The 19314-nt window shown below is 41.6% G+C and carries 19 protein-coding genes; 17 read left to right on the plus strand and 2 right to left on the minus strand.

Annotated elements, in window-relative coordinates; all coding sequences use genetic code 11:
* The first annotated feature begins 77 nt into the window (after positions 1-77).
* Positions 78-2699: a pyruvate, phosphate dikinase gene (ppdK, locus tag NDN60_RS00265; protein ID WP_056947868.1), complete on the plus strand. Its 2622-nt coding sequence runs from the start codon at positions 78-80 to the stop codon at positions 2697-2699.
* Positions 2700-2788: 89 nt separating this feature from the next.
* Here the strand turns inward: ppdK and NDN60_RS00270 are convergent, their stop codons facing one another.
* Positions 2789-3532 (minus strand): type 1 glutamine amidotransferase, encoded by a 744-nt coding sequence (locus NDN60_RS00270; protein ID WP_056947866.1) that lies wholly within the window; start codon positions 3530-3532, stop codon positions 2789-2791.
* Positions 3529-4878: a Mur ligase family protein gene (locus tag NDN60_RS00275; RefSeq protein WP_016265266.1), complete on the minus strand. Its 1350-nt coding sequence runs from the start codon at positions 4876-4878 to the stop codon at positions 3529-3531. Before NDN60_RS00275 ends, NDN60_RS00270 begins: the two co-directional genes overlap by 4 nt.
* Positions 4879-5055: 177 nt before the next feature.
* Here NDN60_RS00275 and NDN60_RS00280 point away from each other — a divergent pair, with 177 nt between their 5' ends.
* From NDN60_RS00280 to murA, 16 genes are all read left to right on the plus strand, one after another.
* Positions 5056-5649: a thymidine kinase gene (locus tag NDN60_RS00280; protein ID WP_056947864.1), complete on the plus strand. Its 594-nt coding sequence runs from the start codon at positions 5056-5058 to the stop codon at positions 5647-5649.
* A 6-nt stretch (positions 5650-5655) separates the two neighbouring features.
* Positions 5656-6753, plus strand: coding sequence for a peptide chain release factor 1 (gene prfA, locus NDN60_RS00285; RefSeq protein ID WP_011374836.1), 1098 nt, complete (start codon positions 5656-5658; stop codon positions 6751-6753).
* Positions 6731-7600, plus strand: coding sequence for a peptide chain release factor N(5)-glutamine methyltransferase (prmC, locus tag NDN60_RS00290; RefSeq protein ID WP_056947862.1), 870 nt, complete (start codon positions 6731-6733; stop codon positions 7598-7600). Before prfA ends, prmC begins: the two co-directional genes overlap by 23 nt.
* 29 nt (positions 7601-7629) lie before the next feature.
* A complete protein-coding gene (locus NDN60_RS00295; protein WP_056947861.1) occupies positions 7630-8658 on the plus strand; it encodes an L-threonylcarbamoyladenylate synthase in 1029 nt (342 codons plus the stop codon).
* Positions 8659-8743: 85 nt separating this feature from the next.
* Positions 8744-9991, plus strand: a complete 1248-nt coding sequence (glyA, locus tag NDN60_RS00300) for a serine hydroxymethyltransferase (protein WP_056947858.1) — start codon at positions 8744-8746, stop codon at positions 9989-9991.
* A 157-nt stretch (positions 9992-10148) separates the two neighbouring features.
* The gene (gene upp, locus NDN60_RS00305) at positions 10149-10778 is read left to right on the plus strand and encodes a uracil phosphoribosyltransferase (protein ID WP_011374832.1); all 630 of its coding nucleotides are present in this window, start codon (positions 10149-10151) and stop codon (positions 10776-10778) included.
* A gap of 308 nt (positions 10779-11086) precedes the next feature.
* On the plus strand, positions 11087-11800 hold the full coding sequence (atpB, locus tag NDN60_RS00310; protein WP_011374831.1) for a F0F1 ATP synthase subunit A: 714 nt from the start codon (positions 11087-11089) through the stop codon (positions 11798-11800).
* Positions 11801-11818: 18 nt separating this feature from the next.
* Entirely contained in the window at positions 11819-12031 is a 213-nt protein-coding gene (gene atpE / locus NDN60_RS00315) for a F0F1 ATP synthase subunit C (RefSeq protein WP_011374830.1), read from the plus strand.
* A 62-nt stretch (positions 12032-12093) separates the two neighbouring features.
* Positions 12094-12615, plus strand: coding sequence for a F0F1 ATP synthase subunit B (gene atpF, locus NDN60_RS00320; RefSeq protein ID WP_056947854.1), 522 nt, complete (start codon positions 12094-12096; stop codon positions 12613-12615).
* Entirely contained in the window at positions 12602-13144 is a 543-nt protein-coding gene (gene atpH, locus NDN60_RS00325; RefSeq protein ID WP_056947852.1) for an ATP synthase F1 subunit delta, read from the plus strand. Before atpF ends, atpH begins: the two co-directional genes overlap by 14 nt.
* A 27-nt stretch (positions 13145-13171) precedes the next feature.
* Positions 13172-14707, plus strand: a complete 1536-nt coding sequence (gene atpA, locus NDN60_RS00330) for a F0F1 ATP synthase subunit alpha (protein WP_011374827.1) — start codon at positions 13172-13174, stop codon at positions 14705-14707.
* Positions 14708-14719: 12 nt separating this feature from the next.
* Positions 14720-15667, plus strand: coding sequence for a F0F1 ATP synthase subunit gamma (locus NDN60_RS00335; RefSeq protein WP_011374826.1), 948 nt, complete (start codon positions 14720-14722; stop codon positions 15665-15667).
* A gap of 23 nt (positions 15668-15690) precedes the next feature.
* The gene (gene atpD, locus NDN60_RS00340; RefSeq protein ID WP_016265262.1) at positions 15691-17121 is read left to right on the plus strand and encodes a F0F1 ATP synthase subunit beta; all 1431 of its coding nucleotides are present in this window, start codon (positions 15691-15693) and stop codon (positions 17119-17121) included.
* A gap of 15 nt (positions 17122-17136) precedes the next feature.
* Positions 17137-17571: a F0F1 ATP synthase subunit epsilon gene (locus tag NDN60_RS00345; protein WP_025016451.1), complete on the plus strand. Its 435-nt coding sequence runs from the start codon at positions 17137-17139 to the stop codon at positions 17569-17571.
* 161 nt (positions 17572-17732) lie between these two features.
* Entirely contained in the window at positions 17733-17966 is a 234-nt protein-coding gene (locus NDN60_RS00350) for a DUF1146 family protein (protein WP_016265261.1), read from the plus strand.
* 27 nt (positions 17967-17993) lie between these two features.
* Positions 17994-19295: a UDP-N-acetylglucosamine 1-carboxyvinyltransferase gene (gene murA, locus NDN60_RS00355; protein WP_056947851.1), complete on the plus strand. Its 1302-nt coding sequence runs from the start codon at positions 17994-17996 to the stop codon at positions 19293-19295.
* Positions 19296-19314: the final 19 nt, after the last annotated feature.

A 19314-nucleotide genomic window follows, 5' to 3' on the forward strand; every position in this document is an offset into this window, starting at 1 on the left:
ATTTATAAACTACACTATTGACTTGCAATGTGACACACTATATAATGCGGTTATCGATAAAATTTGGAGGCGCTATCATGAACTATATTTATGCTTTTGCTGAAGATCAAACGTTAACCAATCAAGAATTAGGTGGTAAGGGAGCCAACTTAGCGGAAATGACGCGCTTAGGATTACCCGTGCCAGCCGGTTTTACAATTACAACGGCTGCTTGTCGACAATACTTAACAAGTGCTAAACAAGAGACGGGTTTTTTAGAAGACGAATTAATGAAAGCGGTTCATATTCTTGAAGAAAAGACGCAGCGGCAATTAGGGAATGCTGAGCAGCCGTTATTGGTGTCCGTCCGCAGTGGTGCACCAATCTCAATGCCGGGGATGATGGATACTATCTTGAATTTAGGGTTAAACGATCAAACGGTAATCGGCTTAGCTGAAATGACCAATGATCCATGGTTTGCTTACGATTGTTATCGTCGGTTGATTCAAATGTTTGGGGATGTGGTTTACGGTATTGATAAGCCAATTTTTGAAGCGGCATTAACGGCACTTAAAAATAAACGGCAAGTTCAAAAGGATACGGACTTAACGTTAGTTGATTTAAAACAATTGATTGAAACCTATAAAGGCTTGTACGTAGCGGCCGGACAATATCAATTTCCACAGTCGGTTGATCAACAACTGCGACTGGCCATTGAAGCTGTCTTTAAATCATGGCAGAATCCACGTGCGCAGACTTATCGACGTTTAAATCAAATCGACGGTGCCATGGGAACCGCAGTCAACGTGCAACAAATGGTCTTTGGTAATTATCAGGGGCAAAGTGGAACCGGCGTTGCGTTCACTCGGAACCCAGCAACTGGTGAACCTGGTTTGTTTGGCGAATATTTATTGAATGCACAAGGTGAAGATGTGGTGGCGGGGATTCGAACCCCCGAACCAATTGCGACGTTAAAGGCGCAATTGCCAGTAATTTATGAACAATTCAAAACGATTGCCAATCAATTAGAAGCCCACTATCGGGATATGCAAGATATGGAATTTACGATTGAAGCTGGGCAGTTATATGTCTTACAAACACGGGTTGGCAAACGCACCGCACCGGCTGCTTTTAGAATTGCTGTGGATTTAGTTGATGAAGGGGTGATTGATCGGCCAACCGCGATTAGTCGCTTGAAGCCGACGATGATTGATGGGTTGTTACACCCACTTTTTGAAACTAGTGCGGTGCAACAGGCAACACAGTTATTGACTGGGTTACCAGCGAGTCCAGGGGCTGCTACTGGTGCGATCTATTTCGACGCCCAAAAAGCACAACAGGCACACGAAGCTGGTGAAAAAGTCGTTTTAGTTCGCCAAGAAACATCACCAGAAGATATCGATGGGATGGTAATTAGTGAAGCAATTGTTACTAGTCGTGGTGGGATGACATCGCATGCGGCGGTTGTTGCACGGGGAATGGGCTGTTGCTGTGTCGTTGGTTGTCAGCAACTTCAAGTCGATTATGAACAACGTGAGGCACATTTTGCCGGCCGAGTTTTAAAAGAAGGGGCGATTATTTCGGTGGATGGTCATACCGGTCGCCTTTATTTAGGGGCGTTGCCACAACAAACAGGCGTTCATGAAACAACGCTTGGAACGGTGCTCAGTTGGTGTGATGAGATTGCACCATTTGCGGTTTGGGCTAACGCTGAGACACCGCAAGAAGTGGCGACTGCTTTTGAATTTGGTGCACAGGGGTTAGGACTCGTGCGGACGGAGCACATGTTCTTTGGCCCAGAACGAATTTTTAAAATGCGCCAAATGATTTTAGCAACTGAACTAGCGGATCGCCAAGTGGCATTGGCGGCACTAAAAGCCCTCCAAATAACTGACTTTAAGCAAATCTTTTCATTAGCTGAAGAGCGACCATGTACAATTCGCTTGTTAGACCCACCATTGCATGAATTCTTACCGCAAAATGAAGTGGAACAGGCTGAATTAGCAACCGCGCTAGGCATTAGTTTGGCCGAAATTAAGCGCCGGATTGCTGATAAAGCGGAGGTTAATCCCATGTTAGGCCATCGTGGCAGTCGTTTGGCGGTGACCTATCCTGAAATTTACCAAATGCAGGTCTTAGCGATTGTTGAGAGTGCCTTGGCGGTTCAAACAACGTACCACCATGCCGTGACGCCTAAAATAATGTTGCCGCTAATTGGCACAGCGACTGAAATGGCATATCTAAAACAACTATTACAACAAACCATCAACGACTATTTGGTAGAAAATCAGCAACAACTAACTTATCAAATTGGCACAATGATTGAGATTCCGCGGGCGTGTTTAGTTGCGGATCAAATCGCAGCGACCGCAGATTTCTTCAGTTTTGGCACCAATGATTTAACGCAAATGACGTATGGTTTTTCCCGCGATGATATTGGCCATTTTATGCCGGATTATCAGCAACAAGGCTTGATGCCGGCTGAACCCTTTCAAACGCTTGACCAAGATGGTGTCGGTGCTTTGATGCAATTGGCGGTTCAAAAAGGCCGTCAAACCAAACCTGATTTATCGATTGGGGTTTGCGGCGAGGTCGGTGGTGATCCAACAGCGATGCCGTTTTATCGTGATTTGGGCATTGATTATGTCTCGTGTTCACCATACCGTGTGCCAAGTGCGCGTTTGGCAGCGGCTCAAAGTCAATTAACATTGGCAGATTAAAATTGGCAGATTAAAATTGGCAGATTAAAATGTAAAAAAGAACCCCTGCAATATCGAAAAAGATATTGTCGGGGTTCTTTTGGGAGTACTTAATTTTGCACCTTTTTGACACCAGCTGCGTCGACTTGGTAACGGGATTCTTCGATTGGAAGGTCCGCTAGTGGTTGAAGATCAAACTCTGGGAAACGGCGGCTAATCGCTGTTGTTAAGAGGCGTTTAGCTAAGACACCGTTATGGGTTAAAATTGGGCCGTGGAAGTAAGAACCAAAGGTGTTTTTATAAACACAACCTTCAGTGCCGTCTTCGCCGTTGTTACCATGACCACGTTTAACGTAACCGAGTGGCTTTTCATCTTTTCCTAAGAAAGTCCGACCGTTATGATTTTCAAAGCCGAGGTAAGTTTCGTTAAATTCACGGTTTTCAATCACGATATCGCCAATAAAACGGCTGTTATCTTGGCTGAGTGTATAGTGATCAAGGGCACCAATCCCAGGAATTTTATCACCGTTCGCACCGATGTAGTAGTGGCCCAATAATTGGTAACCACCACAAATGGCAAGCATTACGCCGCCATTTTCGATGTATGCTGTGAGTGCAGCTTTTTTACTGGTAAGATCTTCTGAAATGATTTTTTGTTCAAAATCTTGGCCACCACCGAAGAGGACGATGTCGTAGCGGCTGGCATCGAAATCTTGGCCAATGCTGATGACGTCGGTTTCTGTTTTTAAACCAATCTTTTTAGCATAATAATCGAGGACTAAAATATTGCCGAGATCCCCATAAGTATTCATTAAGTTGCCATAAAGATGACAAATTTTTAAAGTTTGGGTCATACTGACAGTCCTTTCTTAATGTAGTTGGCCTCTGCCATTTTTTTACGTAATTGCAAGACTGCCGTGTAGGTAGCAAGTACGTAAACATGTTTCGTAGGGGCTGCTTCAATCGCTGCTAGTGTCGCATCTAAGTCGGCTGTTTCGTGTAGTTGTTCGTCAGTAACGCCAGCCACTTTCAAGCGGAAAGTGATATCATCACGCCGTTCGCCACCGGTGATAACCGTTGGAATGTGGTGTTTCAAGAGGTCTTCGAATTCACCGTCCCAAATCCAACTTGTATCAATACCATCAGCGTAGTTAGCGTTCAGTAACATTGCCAATGAGAAATCTTCTGGATCAGAGCTAATCATTTGGAGGACTTGGTTTAAGCCAACTGGGTTTTTAACAAGCACCAATGTGACCGCCTTGTCCTTCAATTGAATCACTTCTTGGCGACCGAAAACTTTTTTATTTTGCGTGAAGGCTTTTTGAATATCCGAAACAGGGACATCCAAGAAGCGGCCAACGCTGTAAGCTGCGAGAGCATTATAGATGTTGTACATACCACCGATTGAGATTTCAAAAGGGGCTTGGTTAATTTCAAATTGAGAACTTGTTGGGCGCATTTCGTTGATGGCCGTCACTTGATCCGTTAGTTCAGGGCGTTTGAAGCCGCAATTTGGGCAGTAGAATTTGCCTTGGCTACTATAACTGATGAACTTGTAGTGAATGATATGTTGGCAAACAGGGCACAAAACACCATCTGTATTGCTTGGTGCGAGCATTTCGCCATCTGGTTGATGATTAAAACCGTAGTAAATTTTAGGATTAGGTAATTCAACCGATGAGAAAAGTGGCACATCACCATTCATAATTAAGGTTGTATTAGGCACGAGCTTAACGCCAGCCAAAATCTTATTATAAGTGGTATAAATTTCACCAAAACGATCCATTTGATCTCTAAAGATGTTAGTCATCACAATTGCCTTAGGTTCAACGTAGCGGCAAAGTGGTTCGACGTTGGCTTCGTCAACTTCAAGAATTGCAAGTTGTTTTTGACCTTTTTTAGGATGATGGGCCAAAAAGGCTGTCGTAATCCCTTGCATCATGTTTGATCCTGTTGAATTGGTCATGATGTTGTCGTATTTTTGCTTGAGCGTTTGAACCGTCAAAGCTGTCGTCAATGTTTTACCATTAGTTCCAGTGATGATAATCACGTCGTAGTTTTTAGTTAAGTTTTTCAAAACAGCGGGGTCTAGATTTGTTGCAATCTGACCAGGTAAAGAGCTGCCGCCTTTCATAAAGGTATGTAAGAACCAGTATGAAAAACGTCCCGTTGTTGTTGCAAATGAACTTTTAATTGTCATGCAAGCCACCCTTTCAATGTTCATAATAATAGCATATTTTCTGGAAAACGACGATAGGGAAGTCATGAAGGGGCAAAATTTATGGAAACTTTAGTTTTTATCGGGGCCGATATTGTTGCGATTCCTATTTTCAGGTATACTAGACTAAAATGTGCTTTGATATAGGGGTGTTTGGAAATGACGCAATTATTTTTTCGATATGGTGCAATGAACAGTGGTAAATCAATTGAAATTCTAAAAGTTGCTCATAATTATGAAGAACAGAATAAATCAGTGATTATCTTAACCAGTGGGATTGATAATCGTGACGGCGTGGGAATCGTTTCAAGTCGAATTGGTTTGAAACGCGAAGCAACACCAATCTTTTCGGACACGAATATTTACGAATTGGTTGAAGCAACTAATCCAGATGCCGCTTGTGTTTTAATTGATGAATCACAATTTTTAGAACGGCACCATGTTATCGAAGCTGCCAAAGTCGTTGATGATTTGAATATCCCGGTGATGGCGTTTGGTCTTAAAAATGATTTTAAGAATGAATTATTTGAAGGCTCGAAATACCTCTTATTGTTTGCCAATAAGATAGAAGAAATGAAGACCATTTGTTGGTTCTGCCGTAAAAAGGCGATTATGAACTTGCGAATGAATAACGGCTTGCCTGTTTATACAGGTGAACAGATTCAAATCGGTGGCAATGAAGCTTACTATCCAGTATGCCGGAAGCACTATTTTAACCCACCAATACAAGAAGAGATTGAAAAGGAAGGCTAATCATTCATGGATAAAATGTTTGAACAACTCGATGGTTTATTAGACCGCTATGCAGAATTACAGGAATTAATGTCTGATCCAGAAGTGATTAATGAAACCAGTCGCTACATGGAACTTTCTAAGGAAGAAGCGGGCTTGCGCGAAATTGTGGGCAAGTATACGCGTTTGAAGGAAGTTTTAAGCGAAGTGACTGAAAATGAAGAACTTTTGCGAGAAACAACCGATTCTGAAATGACAGAATTAGTTAAGGCTGATTTAGAAGAACTCCAAACTGAAAAAGCCCAATTAGAACAAGAAATTAAGATTTTAATGTTACCAACTGACCCTAACGATGAAAAGAATATCATCATGGAAATTCGGGGCGCTGCTGGTGGGGACGAAGCAAGTCTATTTGCTGGTGACCTCCTCAACATGTACCAACGTTACGCTGAATCACAAAACTGGCAAACAGAAATCATCGATGAAACGGCTACTGAAGTCGGCGGCTTCAAAGAAGTTGCGATGATGATTACCGGTAAGAATGTTTATTCTAAACTAAAATATGAAAATGGTGCACACCGTGTCCAACGGATCCCAAAGACGGAATCACAAGGCCGTGTTCATACGTCAACAGCAACCGTTGCTGTTATGCCTGAATACGATGGTGTCGATGTCGAATTAGAAGCAAAAGATATTCGGGTTGATGTTTACCGTGCTTCTGGTGCCGGTGGTCAACATATTAATAAGACCTCTTCAGCTGTTCGGATGACCCATATTCCAACTGGGATTGTTGTGGCAATGCAAGATCAACGTTCACAACAACAAAACCGTGTTAAAGCAATGAAGATTTTACAAGCACGTGTTTATGATTATTATGAATCACAAAACCAGAGTGAATATGACTCAAGTCGTAAATCAGCCGTTGGTTCTGGGGACCGTTCAGAACGAATCAGAACGTATAATTATCCACAAAACCGTGTGACCGATCATCGAATTGGTTTGACGCTCAATAAGTTAGATCGCATTATGAATGGTGAATTAGGCGACGTAATCGATGCCTTAATCCTCTTCGATCAAACAGAGAAATTGGAGCAATTACAAGATGGCACAGCTCACTTATCTTAAAGCCCTGAATTGGGCTTTTTTATTTTTAGAAGAACGCAATAAGGAACATGAAGCAGCGCGTTTCCTATTATTAGGACGTCATCATTGGACGACCACTCAATTAGTATTGCATTACAGAGATGAAATGCCCGCAAACGAGTATGAACAATATCAAGCCGATTTGGCGGCATTTGCGGAGGATCAACCGGCACAATATATTTTAGGTTATGCCAATTTTTACGGACGTGATTTTAAGGTGACGCCCGCAACGCTTATTCCGCGACTTGAGACCGAGGAATTGGTAGAATGGGTATTGTCAGTAGCCCCTGTTAAGGATAGACCACTAAAAGTGCTAGATGTCGGGACCGGTTCTGGTGCCATTGCGATTACCTTGGCCTGTGAACGCCCTGATTGGCAAGTGGCTGCGGTTGATATTTCACCGGCAGCAATTGCCGTGGCTCAACAAAATGCCCAAACATTAGGTGCAAAGGTTGACTTCATCGAAGGTGATTTCTTGACGCCTGTTATGGGGCAACAATTTGACGTGATTGTTTCGAACCCGCCATATATTGCAGAAGACGAACGCTCTGTCATGGATGCTTCGGTACTTAAACACGAACCAGACTTAGCGTTATTTGCGCCTAATAATGGGTTAGCCTTTTATGAACGCTTCGCACAGGAAGTCCCCGCATTTTTAGAACCAGAAGGCGCACTCTTTTTAGAGTTTGGTTATCAACAAAAAGAAGCGATTGTTCGGATTTTTGAACAAAGAGACCCTCTGTTTAGCTTGGAAGTACAAAAAGATATGGCAAATTGGTCTAGAATGATGCGTGTGAGTTACGATTTTAATCGGAATTTGTTATTATAGAATAAGATGTTGATTAAGGAAGGCATATAATGGAAACAAAACGATACACAGTCAACCAAATTGAACAAGCAGCCGCTGCTTTAAATGCGGGCGAATTAGTTTCTTTTCCAACTGAAACGGTTTATGGCTTAGGAGCAGATGCGACTAATCCAGCAGCCGTTAAGAAGGTCTACGCTGCCAAAGGACGTCCTAGCGATAATCCATTGATTGTCCATGTTGCTTCGGTTGAAACGGTTGAACATTACGCAGTGACGTCAAACCCGGCTTTTGGGCAATTAGTCAAAGCTTTTTGGCCTGGTTCATTAACGATTATCTTGCCCTTAAAACATGGGGCATTTGATGCCGTTGTGACGGGTGGTTTGAAAACCGCCGCTTTTAGAATGCCAGACAATCAAGTGACATTGTCATTGATTAAAGCCGCTGGGGTACCAATCGTTGGCCCATCAGCTAATACTTCTGGGAAACCAAGTCCAACGCTTGCTGATCATGTATTACATGATTTGACAGGGAAGATTGCCGGCGTCATTGATGACGGGCCTACCGGTGTTGGCTTGGAATCAACGGTTATTGACTTAAGTGTCGCAACCCCAGTTATTTTACGACCAGGCGTGGTAACACAAGAAGCTATCGAACGCGTCATTGGTCCAATTATGACCAATAAGCACAAAGTCGGAGCAGCAGAAACACCGAAAGCACCCGGGATGAAGTATAAGCATTATGCGCCTAACGCACAGGTTCATATTGTCGCTAATCCGGATGACTTTGATGCTGCGATTGACTGGGCTAGCCAACAAGCTGTCCCATTTGGTGTGATGGCCGTCGATACGATTTTGGAAAAGCAAGCAAAAGTCCGCTTCAAGGACCAATTCTCATTAGGTGAATCGGTTGTCACAGCGAGCCAGCATTTATTTGAAGGACTACGGTATTTTGATTTGAATCCGGAAGTTAAACTAATCCTTGTCCAAGGCTTTGCCAAGGAGGGTGTTGGTTTAGCGTATATGAACCGTCTCGAAAAATCAGCAGGGCAAAAGTATTTTAGCAAGCAACAAGCCGATTAATGGTTAAGTAATTGCCTAATGACCAGTGATCGTGAATTGCAAGTGAGCACTTTTGACCCAATAATCCCCCTAAGGAGTGTTGTGCATGTTAGCTAAGACAGATCCAGTAATTAATGATTTAATTAAGCAAGAAGAAAATCGGCAACGTCATAATATCGAATTAATTGCGTCTGAAAATATTGTTTCGGGTGCTGTTCAAGAGGCACAGGGCAGTGTGCTAACGAATAAATATGCGGAAGGTTATCCCAACAAGCGATTTTACGGTGGTTGCGAGTATATCGATGAAATCGAAACACTTGCAATTGAACGGGCTAAAGAATTATTTGGTGCCGATCACGTCAACGTCCAACCCCATTCTGGTTCGCAAGCTAACATGGCGGTTTATCAAGCACTATTGGAACCTGGCGATAAGATTTTAGGGATGAATCTAACTGATGGCGGCCATTTAACGCATGGGTCACCGTTCAACTTTAGTGGCCAACTCTATGACTTTTATAGCTATGGCGTTGCTGATACGAACGAACAATTGGATTATGCTAGCTTAGCTGCTAAGGCGCAAGAAGTGCATCCTAAGATGATTGTTGCTGGTGCTTCAGCTTATAGTCGCACAATTGATTTTCCGCGGTTACGTGAAATTGCCGATCAAGTTGGTGCCTATTTGATGATTGACATGGCCCATATTGCCGGTTTAGTCGCAACGGGTGTTCATCCGAGTCCAGTGCCATATGCCGATGTTGTCACAACGACCACTCATAAGACATTGCGGGGCCCGCGTGGTGGGATGATTCTTTGCAAAACAGAATATGCTAAGGCAATTGACTCTGCCATTTTCCCAGGGATTCAAGGTGGACCACTAGAACACGTGATTGCTGCTAAAGCAGTTGCATTTGGTGAAGCGCTCCAACCAGAATTTACAGCTTATACAAAACAAATTGTTGCAAATGCGCAAGCAATGGCAGCTGTCTTTGACCAATCAGATTTAGTCCGGGTCGTTTCGGGGGGAACGGACAACCATTTGATGCTATTGGACTTGACCAATAGTGGCCTCAATGGAAAAGAACTGCAAAATCTATTGGATAGCGTTCATATTACGGTTAATAAAAATACAATTCCGTTTGAAAAATTAAGTCCGTTTAAGACAAGCGGGATTCGAATTGGCACACCGGCCATTACATCGCGTGGCTTTAAAGAAACGGATTGTGAACAAATTGCCAATTTAATTCTAGAAGTGATCGAAAAATATGATCAACTAGAAGCGATGACCGCAATTAGTGAAGCGGTCTTGAAATTAACCGACCAATTCCCAATCACACAAGCAAAGTTTTTAGATTAATTTAGGAATACCGCTAGTTTTTTACTGTGATATACGCTACAATAGTAAACAGAATTTTAAGCGGAAAGGAGAGTGGCTCAGAGGATGTTTTCTTTGGAGTCACTCTTTTTTGTTGAAATTCTTTCCATCAAATTGAATAGAATAGGGGCAAAAGGTAATGGCAAAGTTCACAGTTTTAAATCATCCGTTAATTCAACACAAATTAACAATTATTCGTAACAAGAATACGGGGACTAAAGTGTTCCGTGAAGTGGCGAATGAAATTGCCGAATTAATGGTTTACGAAATTACGCGCGATCTAGCAATGGAAGACGTTGAAGTTGAAACACCAATGGGCCCAGCTATTGAAAAGCAACTGAGCGGTAAAAAATTAGCAGTTGTCCCAATTTTACGTGCCGGTTTAGGCATGGTCGATGGCGTTTTGGAATTGATTCCAGCCGCTAAAGTCGGTCATATCGGGATGTACCGTGATGAAAAGACGCTTCAACCACACGAATATTTCGTTAAATTACCAACAGATATTGACCAACGTCAATTATTTATCGTTGATCCTATGTTGGCAACTGGTGGTTCTGCAATTATGGCAATTGACGCCCTTAAAAAACGTGGTGCAACATCAATGCGTTTAGTTGTTTTAGTAGCAGCACCTGAAGGCGTTAAAGCGGTGCAAGAAGCACATCCAGATGTTGATATTTATGCAGCTGGTTTAGATGATGGATTGAATGAAGAAGGCTACATTTATCCTGGTTTGGGCGATGCCGGTGATCGCTTATTCGGGACTAAATAATTAATAGACTTATAATAGGAGGCGTTCGGCGATTTGGCGGACGCTTTTTTGATACCCAACGTTACATTTTGAACATGCTAGCGCTTTATTTAACGCTTAACCGACTCAACAAAAAATAATTGCAAATTAATCGCTAATTACTTTGTACTTTCAAATTAATGGTGGTATTATCTTAATTGTGTTGCGGTAATAATTTATGCGTCTTTTTACATAAATGTTACTGTTTTTTAGGTTAATTGGTTGTACGTAGTTGTTAATCGGAGAACTCGCGTGAACTAGTAAATAAGCCTAGGGAAGGAGGGAATCTTGTGGGTGATAAATATCCCATTATTAGCATTTTGGGAATTCGTTTTAATTTAGCGAACTGCCTTTCGGTATTATTAAGTGCAGCAATTGTTTTCGCGCTCGTCTTCTTCTTATCAAGAAAGATTGCGTTGAAACCAACCAAGCGGCAGAACGTCCTGGAATGGATGATCGACTTTACTAATGGTATCGTTAAGAGTGCTATGCCGGGCGAAGAAGGGAAGCAATTCTACCTATTTGCCTTTGTTATGTTTCTTTTCGTATTCATTAGTAATCAGTTCGGTTTGATTTTCCAGATGAAGGTGGACGAAGTGGTTTGGCTGAAGAGTCCAACTGCGGATCCGATTATTACAATGTCCTTAGCGATGATTGTATTAGTCCTTTCGCATTATTTCAGTATTGAACGACTAGGATTTGGTAATTATTTGAAGAGTTATATTAAACCAGTAGGATTTTTCTTACCGATTAATATCATCGAACAATTTACCAATTTCTTGACGCTGTCATTGCGTTTGTATGGGAACATTTTTGCCGGGGAAGTTTTATTGAATCTTTTAGTTAAGATGGCTTTCTCGCATGGCCCAGCCACAATGCTTGTCACAGCACCAATTCAGATGGTATGGCAAGGATTTTCCGTCTTTATCGGATCAATTCAAGCCTTTGTATTTGTAACATTATCAATGGTCTACATTTCAGAGAAAGTCGAAATGGAAGACTAAAATCAGGAGGAAAAAAATATGAACTTTTTAGCAGCAGCTATCGCAGCAGGACTTGCAGCATTCGCAGCATCATACGGTAATGGTAAGGTAATTTCTAAGACAATCGAAAGTATGGCACGCCAACCAGAATTGTCAGCACAATTAAGATCAACAATGTTTATCGGTGTTGGTTTGATTGAAGCTGTTCCAATTTTATCAATCGTCGTTTCTTTCTTGATCTTATTTAGTTAATCCGAGTGAACAACGTTTCACTTTAAAAATTAGACAGTAAGTCAAGGAAGGAGTGTCAATAGATGTTTAGTAATTTAATCGTTGGTGCTTCTGCATCTTACCTTGGAGATTCACTATTTGTACTTGTTGTCTTCATCATCTTAGTTGCTTTAGTTGGTAAATTTGCTTTCGGACCTGTTTCAAAAATGATGCAGGAACGTTCAAATAAAATTACCAATGATTTAGATAGCGCCGCTCAATCACGTGAAGATGCTGCCAAATTGGCTGCACAACGCGCAACAGAATTGAAGAGCTCTAAATCAGAAGCCGTTGAGATTGTTAACACAGCTAAACAAAACGGTGAAAAACAACGCGAAGGTATGATTACCCTCGCCCAAGAAGAAGTCCAAACTTTAAAACAAAATGCTAAAAAAGACATCGAACAATCTCGTTTAGATGCGTTAAACAGTGCGAGAGATGATGTTGCTCAATTATCTATTGAAATTGCTTCTAAACTCATTAAGAAAGAATTGTCAGTCGCTGATCAAAAGTCATTGATCAATTCCTATATTGAAGGGTTGGACAAGCAAAATGAAACTAGATAAGTATGCAGTTGGACAACGCTATGCAAAGGCCTTATTTTCCCTTGCAGAACAAGAGCAACAATTTGAAAGTATCCATGATGAGATACAAGCACTCGAGACCATTTTCAATGACAATTCAAAATTAGGCACAGTTTTAACAGATACAACCTTATCTGGGTTGAAACAGCGTAACTTATTAAAATCATTGAGTAGTGATTTTAGTACTTTAATGCAACACTTTTTGAGCTTAGTTTTTGACTATCAAAGAATGGCTGAAATGCCTTATATTATCGCAGCTTATGAAGATCTCTATGATCAACATAAAGGGATTGCACACGCTAAGGTGACTTCAGCAGTTGCTTTAGACGATGATCAATTAGCTAAGATCAGTCAATCTTTCGCCAAACGCGAAGGCTTAAACGAAGTGTTAATCGAAAGTGTCGTTGATCCAGATATTATTGGTGGTATCGTGCTTGAATCGAACCATAAGGTAATCGATGGAAGTGTCAAACACGGCTTAGACCAAATTAAGTCGTTATTATTGAAATAGTCAATCGTTGATAAAGAGGTGAACCTGATGAGCATTAAAACTGAGGAAATCAGTGCATTAATTAAACAACAACTAGCAAATTATAATGAAGAATTAGCCGTTGAAGAAGTCGGTACTGTCACTTATGTTGGTGATGGGATTGCACGTGCTCACGGTTTAGAAAATGCCCTCTCAAGTGAATTGTTAGAATTCTCTAACGGTTCATACGGTGTGGCACAAAACTTGGAAACAAATGATGTTGGTATCATCATCCTCGGCGAATACGAAAATATTCGTGAAGGGGACCAAGTTAAACGGACAGGTCGGATCATGGAAGTACCTGTTGGCGATGCTTTAATCGGTCGTGTTGTTAATCCTTTGGGTCAACCAGTGGATGGACGCGGCGAAATTAAAACAGACAAAACACGTCCTATCGAAAAGAAAGCACCCGGCGTTATGGCTCGTCAATCTGTTTCAGAACCTTTACAAACAGGTTTAAAAGCGATTGATGCCTTGGTGCCAATTGGTCGTGGCCAACGTGAATTAATCATCGGGGATCGTAAGACTGGTAAAACATCAGTTGCGATCGATACGATTATTAACCAAAAAGGTCAAGATATGATTTGTATCTACGTTGCCATTGGTCAAAAGGAATCAACTGTTAGAACACAAGTTGAAACCTTACGGCGTTATGGTGCAATGGATTATACAATTGTTGTCGAAGCTGGCCCTAGCCAACCCGCACCACTCTTGTACATTGCCCCTTATGCTGGTGCAGCAATGGGTGAAGAATTCATGTATAACGGCAAGCACGTTTTAATCGTCTATGATGATTTAAGTAAACAAGCTGCTGCTTATCGTGAAATCTCATTACTTTTAAGAAGACCTCCAGGCCGTGAAGCTTACCCTGGTGATATTTTCTACTTACATTCACGTTTACTAGAACGTGCTGCTAAGTTAAGTGATGAATTAGGTGGCGGTTCAATGACTGCTTTACCTATCATCGAAACACAAGCTGGTGATATTTCAGCTTATATCCCAACTAACGTTATCTCGATCACAGATGGTCAAATCTTCTTGGAAAGTGATTTATTCTATTCAGGAACACGTCCAGCTATCGATGCTGGTTCATCTGTTTCTCGTGTTGGTGGGGCAGCTCAAACCAAGGCTATGAAGAAAGTTTCTGGGACATTACGTCTTGACCTTTCATCATACCGTGAACTAGAAGCCTTTACGCAATTCGGTTCTGATTTAGATGCCGCAACACAAGCCAAACTAAATCGTGGTAAACGGACTGTTGAAGTCTTGAAACAACCATTGCATAAACCATTACCATTTGAACAACAAACGGTAATCCTATATGCCTTAACACACGGTTTCATCGATGATGTACCTGTTGATGACATCATGCGTTATGAAAGTGGTTTAAATGATTATCTAGAAAGTAACGCTAAAGACTTGATGGATGAAATCCGTCAAACAACTAAATTGCCAGACACAGACAAACTTGATGCTGCTATTAAAGCCTTCACAGAAGGTTTTGTACCAGAACAAGCTGCCGATGACAAAGACTCAGATAAGTAAGGGGTGAATTAATTGGCTGAATCTTTAATGGATATCAAACGAAGAATCGCCTCTACTAAAAAAACTGGGCAAATTACAAGTGCTATGCAAATGGTTTCTGGTGCTAAGCTTTCTCAAATCGAAAAGAACTCAGTTGCTTACCAAGTTTATACTGATAAGATTCGAGAAATCGTGACGCATCTAGCTGCAAGTCAATTAATTGACATTGCTCGTCAAAAGAGTAGTTTACAAGCAGAACCTGCTGATTCAACTATTAAAAAGGCGATCAAGCACGAAGTAACGTTGAGTAATTTGTTAGTGGAAAGACCAATTAAGAAAACTGGTTACTTAGTTATTACAAGTGATCGGGGCTTAGTTGGTGCATATAACAGCTCAATCCTAAAAGCAATGGTCCAAATGATTTCAGAAACGCATCAATCACCTGACGAATACGCAATTCTTGCGGTCGGCGGGACTGGTGCTGATTTCTTTAAAGCACGTGGCATGAACTTAACTTACGAATATCGTGGTGTCAGTGATGTCCCTTCTTTTGAAGAAGTTAAACAAATTATTAAAACGGCCGTTGCGATGTATGATAATGGCGTTTACGATGAGTTGTACGTTTGTTACAACCACCATGTTAACTCATTAACATCTGGCTTTAGAGCTGAAAAAATGTTACCAATTACCGACTTAGATGTTTCAGAAGTTGCTGATCAAAATCTAGAATACATTACGGAACCTTCCGTGGATGATGCCTTAGACGCAATTCTACCGCAATACGCCGAAAGCTTAATTTATGGCGCAATGTTAGATTCTAAAACAGCAGAACATGCTGCTTCAATGGCAGCAATGAAGAGTGCGACCGATAACGCGAATAATTTAATTTCAGAATTATCAATTAAATATAACCGTGCACGTCAAGCTCAAATTACAACTGAAATCACCGAAATCGTCGGTGGTGCGGCAGCATTAGAATAAAAATGCGGGAGGAAGAAACAACTATGAGTATGGGAAAAGTTGTCCAAGTTATTGGTCCCGTTGTCGATGTCGAATTTTCTTTAGATACGGATTTACCAGATATCAATAATGCCTTAACAGTCGATAAAGGTAATGATGAAACTGTCGTTTTAGAGGTTGCTCTAGAATTAGGCGACGGGGTAATGCGTACAATTTCAATGGAATCTACTGACGGTTTACGTCGTGGCATGCCTGTTGAAGATGCTGGACGTGCAATTAACGTACCAGTCGGTAAAGAAACTCTAGGACGTGTTTTCAACGTCTTAGGCGAAACAATCGATGGCGGCGAAGAATTTCCTGCAGATTTTAGACGCGACAGTATTCACCGTTCTGCGCCTAAATTTGAGGAATTAAATACAAGTTCAGAAATTCTAGAAACAGGGATTAAGGTTATCGATTTACTTGCCCCTTATGTGCGTGGTGGTAAAATCGGTTTGTTCGGTGGTGCCGGTGTTGGTAAAACCGTCTTAATCCAAGAATTAATCCATAATATCGCTGAAGAACATGGTGGTATTTCTGTCTTTACTGGTGTTGGTGAACGAACACGTGAAGGTAATGACTTATACTTTGAAATGAAAGAATCAGGCGTTTTGGAAAAGACAGCCATGGTTTTCGGTCAAATGAATGAATCACCTGGTGCACGTATGCGTGTTGCCTTGACTGGTTTAACAATTGCTGAATACTTCCGTGATGTTGAAGGCCAAGATGTGCTATTGTTCATTGATAATATCTTCCGTTTCACGCAAGCTGGTTCAGAAGTTTCTGCCCTATTAGGACGGATGCCTTCAGCCGTTGGTTACCAGCCAACATTGGCAACAGAAATGGGTCAATTACAAGAACGAATCACATCAACTAAAAAAGGTTCAGTTACATCTATCCAAGCCATTTATGTGCCTGCTGATGATTATACTGATCCTGCGCCTGCAACAACTTTCGCGCATTTGGATGCCACAACTAACTTGGATCGTAAGTTAACACAACAAGGTATTTACCCTGCTGTTAACCCACTAGAATCATCTTCTAGTGCGCTTGATCCTGAAATTGTTGGCCAAGAACATTACGAAGTTGCTTCTGAAGTACAACACGTCTTACAACGTTATCGTGAATTACAAGATATCATCTCTATCTTAGGTATGGATGAATTATCTGATGATGAAAAGATTATCGTTGCACGTGCTCGTCGGATTCAATTCTTCCTATCACAAAACTTCCACGTTGCCGAAGCCTTCACAGGCCAAGCCGGTTCATACGTGCCAGTTAAGGATACTGTTTCTGGTTTCAAAGCCATCCTTGCGGGTGACTACGATGATGTCCCAGAAGAAGCATTCCGTCTTGTTGGGAACATTGACGCTGCATTAGCAAAGGCAAAAGAAATGGGCTATACACAGTCTGAAAAGGCTGTCGATCAAGACTAGAAAGGGGCGTTAATGATGGCAGAAGAGCAAAAGGTATTAACCGTTAATATCGTAACTCCTGATGGTGTCGTTTATGATCACCATGCTTCAATGTTGGTTGTACCAGCAATGGCAGGACAACTCGGTATTATGGCTAATCATGAGCCAATTATTACCCCTCTAGAAATTGGTGAAATTCGTGTTAAGCGGACGGATAACCCAGGGCATGAAGACGCCATTGCAATTACTGGCGGCTTTATGGAAGTGAGTCATAACATCGCTTCAATCGTTGCTGATGGTGCTGAACGTGCGCGCGATATTAACTTATCACGTGCCCAACGTGCTAAACAACGTGCTGAAGACGCTATTAAGACGGCTTCAGAAAAACATGATTCAGACGAATTACGTCGGGCTCAAATCGCACTTCAACGCGCGATGAACCGGATTGACGTCAAAAATCATTTACAATAGTTATTGCAAGAAGCCCTCACGGCAAAAGTCGTGGGGGCTTTTTTTATTGTGTTATAATACAATCCAATCTTCTTTTATTAAGAAAACAGCTAAATACAGACAAGTGACTTTTCTGTGTGTTACAATGTCCCTATATCCATTCATAGAGGGGCGTTATTGAAGTGCAATCAATTGGATCACAAGCAGTTGTTACCATTATTAGTCATATCGGCTTTATCGTTCTTAGTTTTTACGGTCTACAGTCTTTACGACTTGAACAGCTTTTTAAACCGAATCATATTCGACAGATTCAGATTGTCCTCATGTTTACAGCCATCGTAATGGGTTATTTAGTGAGTCAATTCTTTTTAGAAATTATCGCGCAAGCGCGCAATATCATTTTTTTAGTCCAATAAATTAGCAGTCATATCGGAGGGAAACTCTTGGAAAAATTGATCATACAAGGCGGACAGCCATTAGTTGGTGATGTCCACATCGAAGGTGCTAAAAATGCAGTCTTACCAATCATGGCAGCAGCACTTTTAGCCTCTAAAGGACCAGTTGAATTAACGAACGTGCCAATCTTATCAGATGTTTTTATGATGCAAGATGTTTTGAAGAGTCTGGATGCACGTGTTAAATTTGATGAACAACGTAACTATCTAATGATTGATGCCAATCAACCACTAAACTTTGAAGCGGCATTCGAATATGTTTCAAAGATGCGGGCCTCAATTGTTGTCATGGGACCATTATTAGCAAGATTGGGTCATGCCCGAGTTGCCATGCCAGGTGGCTGTGCAATTGGTTCAAGACCAGTTGACTTACACCTCAAGGGTTTTGAAGCACTCGGCGCAACGATTACACAAAGTCATGGTTACATAGAAGCCAAGGCCGACCAATTAGTCGGTGCAAACATCTATTTAGACTTTCCAAGTGTTGGTGCAACGCAAAATATCATGATGGCAGCAACCTTAGCTAAGGGCACAACAGTCATCGAAAACGTTGCCCGCGAACCAGAAATCGTTGATTTAGCTAACGTCTTGAATAAGATGGGCGCCAAAGTTTTCGGTGCTGGGACTGAAGAAATTCGGATTGAAGGGGTTACTGAATTAAAGGGGACCGAACACAGTATTGTGCAAGATCGAATTGAAGCAGGTACCTTCATGATTGCCGCAGCAGCTACTAAGGGTAATGTTTTAGTTGAAGAAGCTATTTCTGAACATAATAAACCTTTATTGTCTAAACTAGCTGAAATGGGCGCACAAGTCATCGAGGAAGAAAATGGCATCCGGATTATCGGCCCTGATGAATTGAAACCAAGTAATATCAAAACCTTGCCATATCCTGGTTTCCCAACGGATATGCAAGCACAAATGACCGCTTTACAATTGATGGCTCATGGGACGAGTGTCATGACTGAAACAGTCTTCGAGAATCGTTTCATGCACTTAGAAGAATTACGACGTATGAATGCCGATTACCAAATCGAAGGCCAATCTGTCATCTTATACGGTCCTACTGAATTAACGGGTGCTGAAGTGGCCGCTTCTGATTTACGAGCAGCAGCAGCACTAGTGATTGCTGGTTTAGCGGCCAATGGTGAGACGCTTGTCACAAACTTACAATACATGGATCGTGGTTATTATCACTTCCATCAAAAATTACGGGCATTAGGTGCACATATCAGTCGTGCTGATTTTGATGAAGCCGGTCATCGTAAAACAACTCAAAAATTAGCTTAATTAGCAGTGATTAAAGAAT

Source organism: Latilactobacillus sp. (assembly GCF_033176295.1).
Lineage (GTDB): Bacteria > Bacillota > Bacilli > Lactobacillales > Lactobacillaceae > Latilactobacillus > Latilactobacillus sakei.

Excerpts from the sequence above, each read along its gene's own strand:
- ppdK (WP_056947868.1), top strand. The coding sequence starts at position 78 with ATGAACTATATTTATGCTTTTGCTGAAGATCAAACGTTAACCAATCAA.
- NDN60_RS00270 (WP_056947866.1), bottom strand. The coding sequence starts at position 3,532 with ATGACCCAAACTTTAAAAATTTGTCATCTTTATGGCAACTTAATGAAT.
- NDN60_RS00275 (WP_016265266.1), bottom strand. The coding sequence starts at position 4,878 with ATGACAATTAAAAGTTCATTTGCAACAACAACGGGACGTTTTTCATAC.
- NDN60_RS00280 (WP_056947864.1), top strand. The coding sequence starts at position 5,056 with ATGACGCAATTATTTTTTCGATATGGTGCAATGAACAGTGGTAAATCA.
- prfA (WP_011374836.1), top strand. The coding sequence starts at position 5,656 with ATGGATAAAATGTTTGAACAACTCGATGGTTTATTAGACCGCTATGCA.
- prmC (WP_056947862.1), top strand. The coding sequence starts at position 6,731 with ATGGCACAGCTCACTTATCTTAAAGCCCTGAATTGGGCTTTTTTATTT.
- NDN60_RS00295 (WP_056947861.1), top strand. The coding sequence starts at position 7,630 with ATGGAAACAAAACGATACACAGTCAACCAAATTGAACAAGCAGCCGCT.
- glyA (WP_056947858.1), top strand. The coding sequence starts at position 8,744 with ATGTTAGCTAAGACAGATCCAGTAATTAATGATTTAATTAAGCAAGAA.
- upp (WP_011374832.1), top strand. The coding sequence starts at position 10,149 with ATGGCAAAGTTCACAGTTTTAAATCATCCGTTAATTCAACACAAATTA.
- atpE (WP_011374830.1), top strand. The coding sequence starts at position 11,819 with ATGAACTTTTTAGCAGCAGCTATCGCAGCAGGACTTGCAGCATTCGCA.
- atpF (WP_056947854.1), top strand. The coding sequence starts at position 12,094 with ATGTTTAGTAATTTAATCGTTGGTGCTTCTGCATCTTACCTTGGAGAT.
- atpH (WP_056947852.1), top strand. The coding sequence starts at position 12,602 with ATGAAACTAGATAAGTATGCAGTTGGACAACGCTATGCAAAGGCCTTA.
- atpA (WP_011374827.1), top strand. The coding sequence starts at position 13,172 with ATGAGCATTAAAACTGAGGAAATCAGTGCATTAATTAAACAACAACTA.
- atpD (WP_016265262.1), top strand. The coding sequence starts at position 15,691 with ATGAGTATGGGAAAAGTTGTCCAAGTTATTGGTCCCGTTGTCGATGTC.
- NDN60_RS00345 (WP_025016451.1), top strand. The coding sequence starts at position 17,137 with ATGGCAGAAGAGCAAAAGGTATTAACCGTTAATATCGTAACTCCTGAT.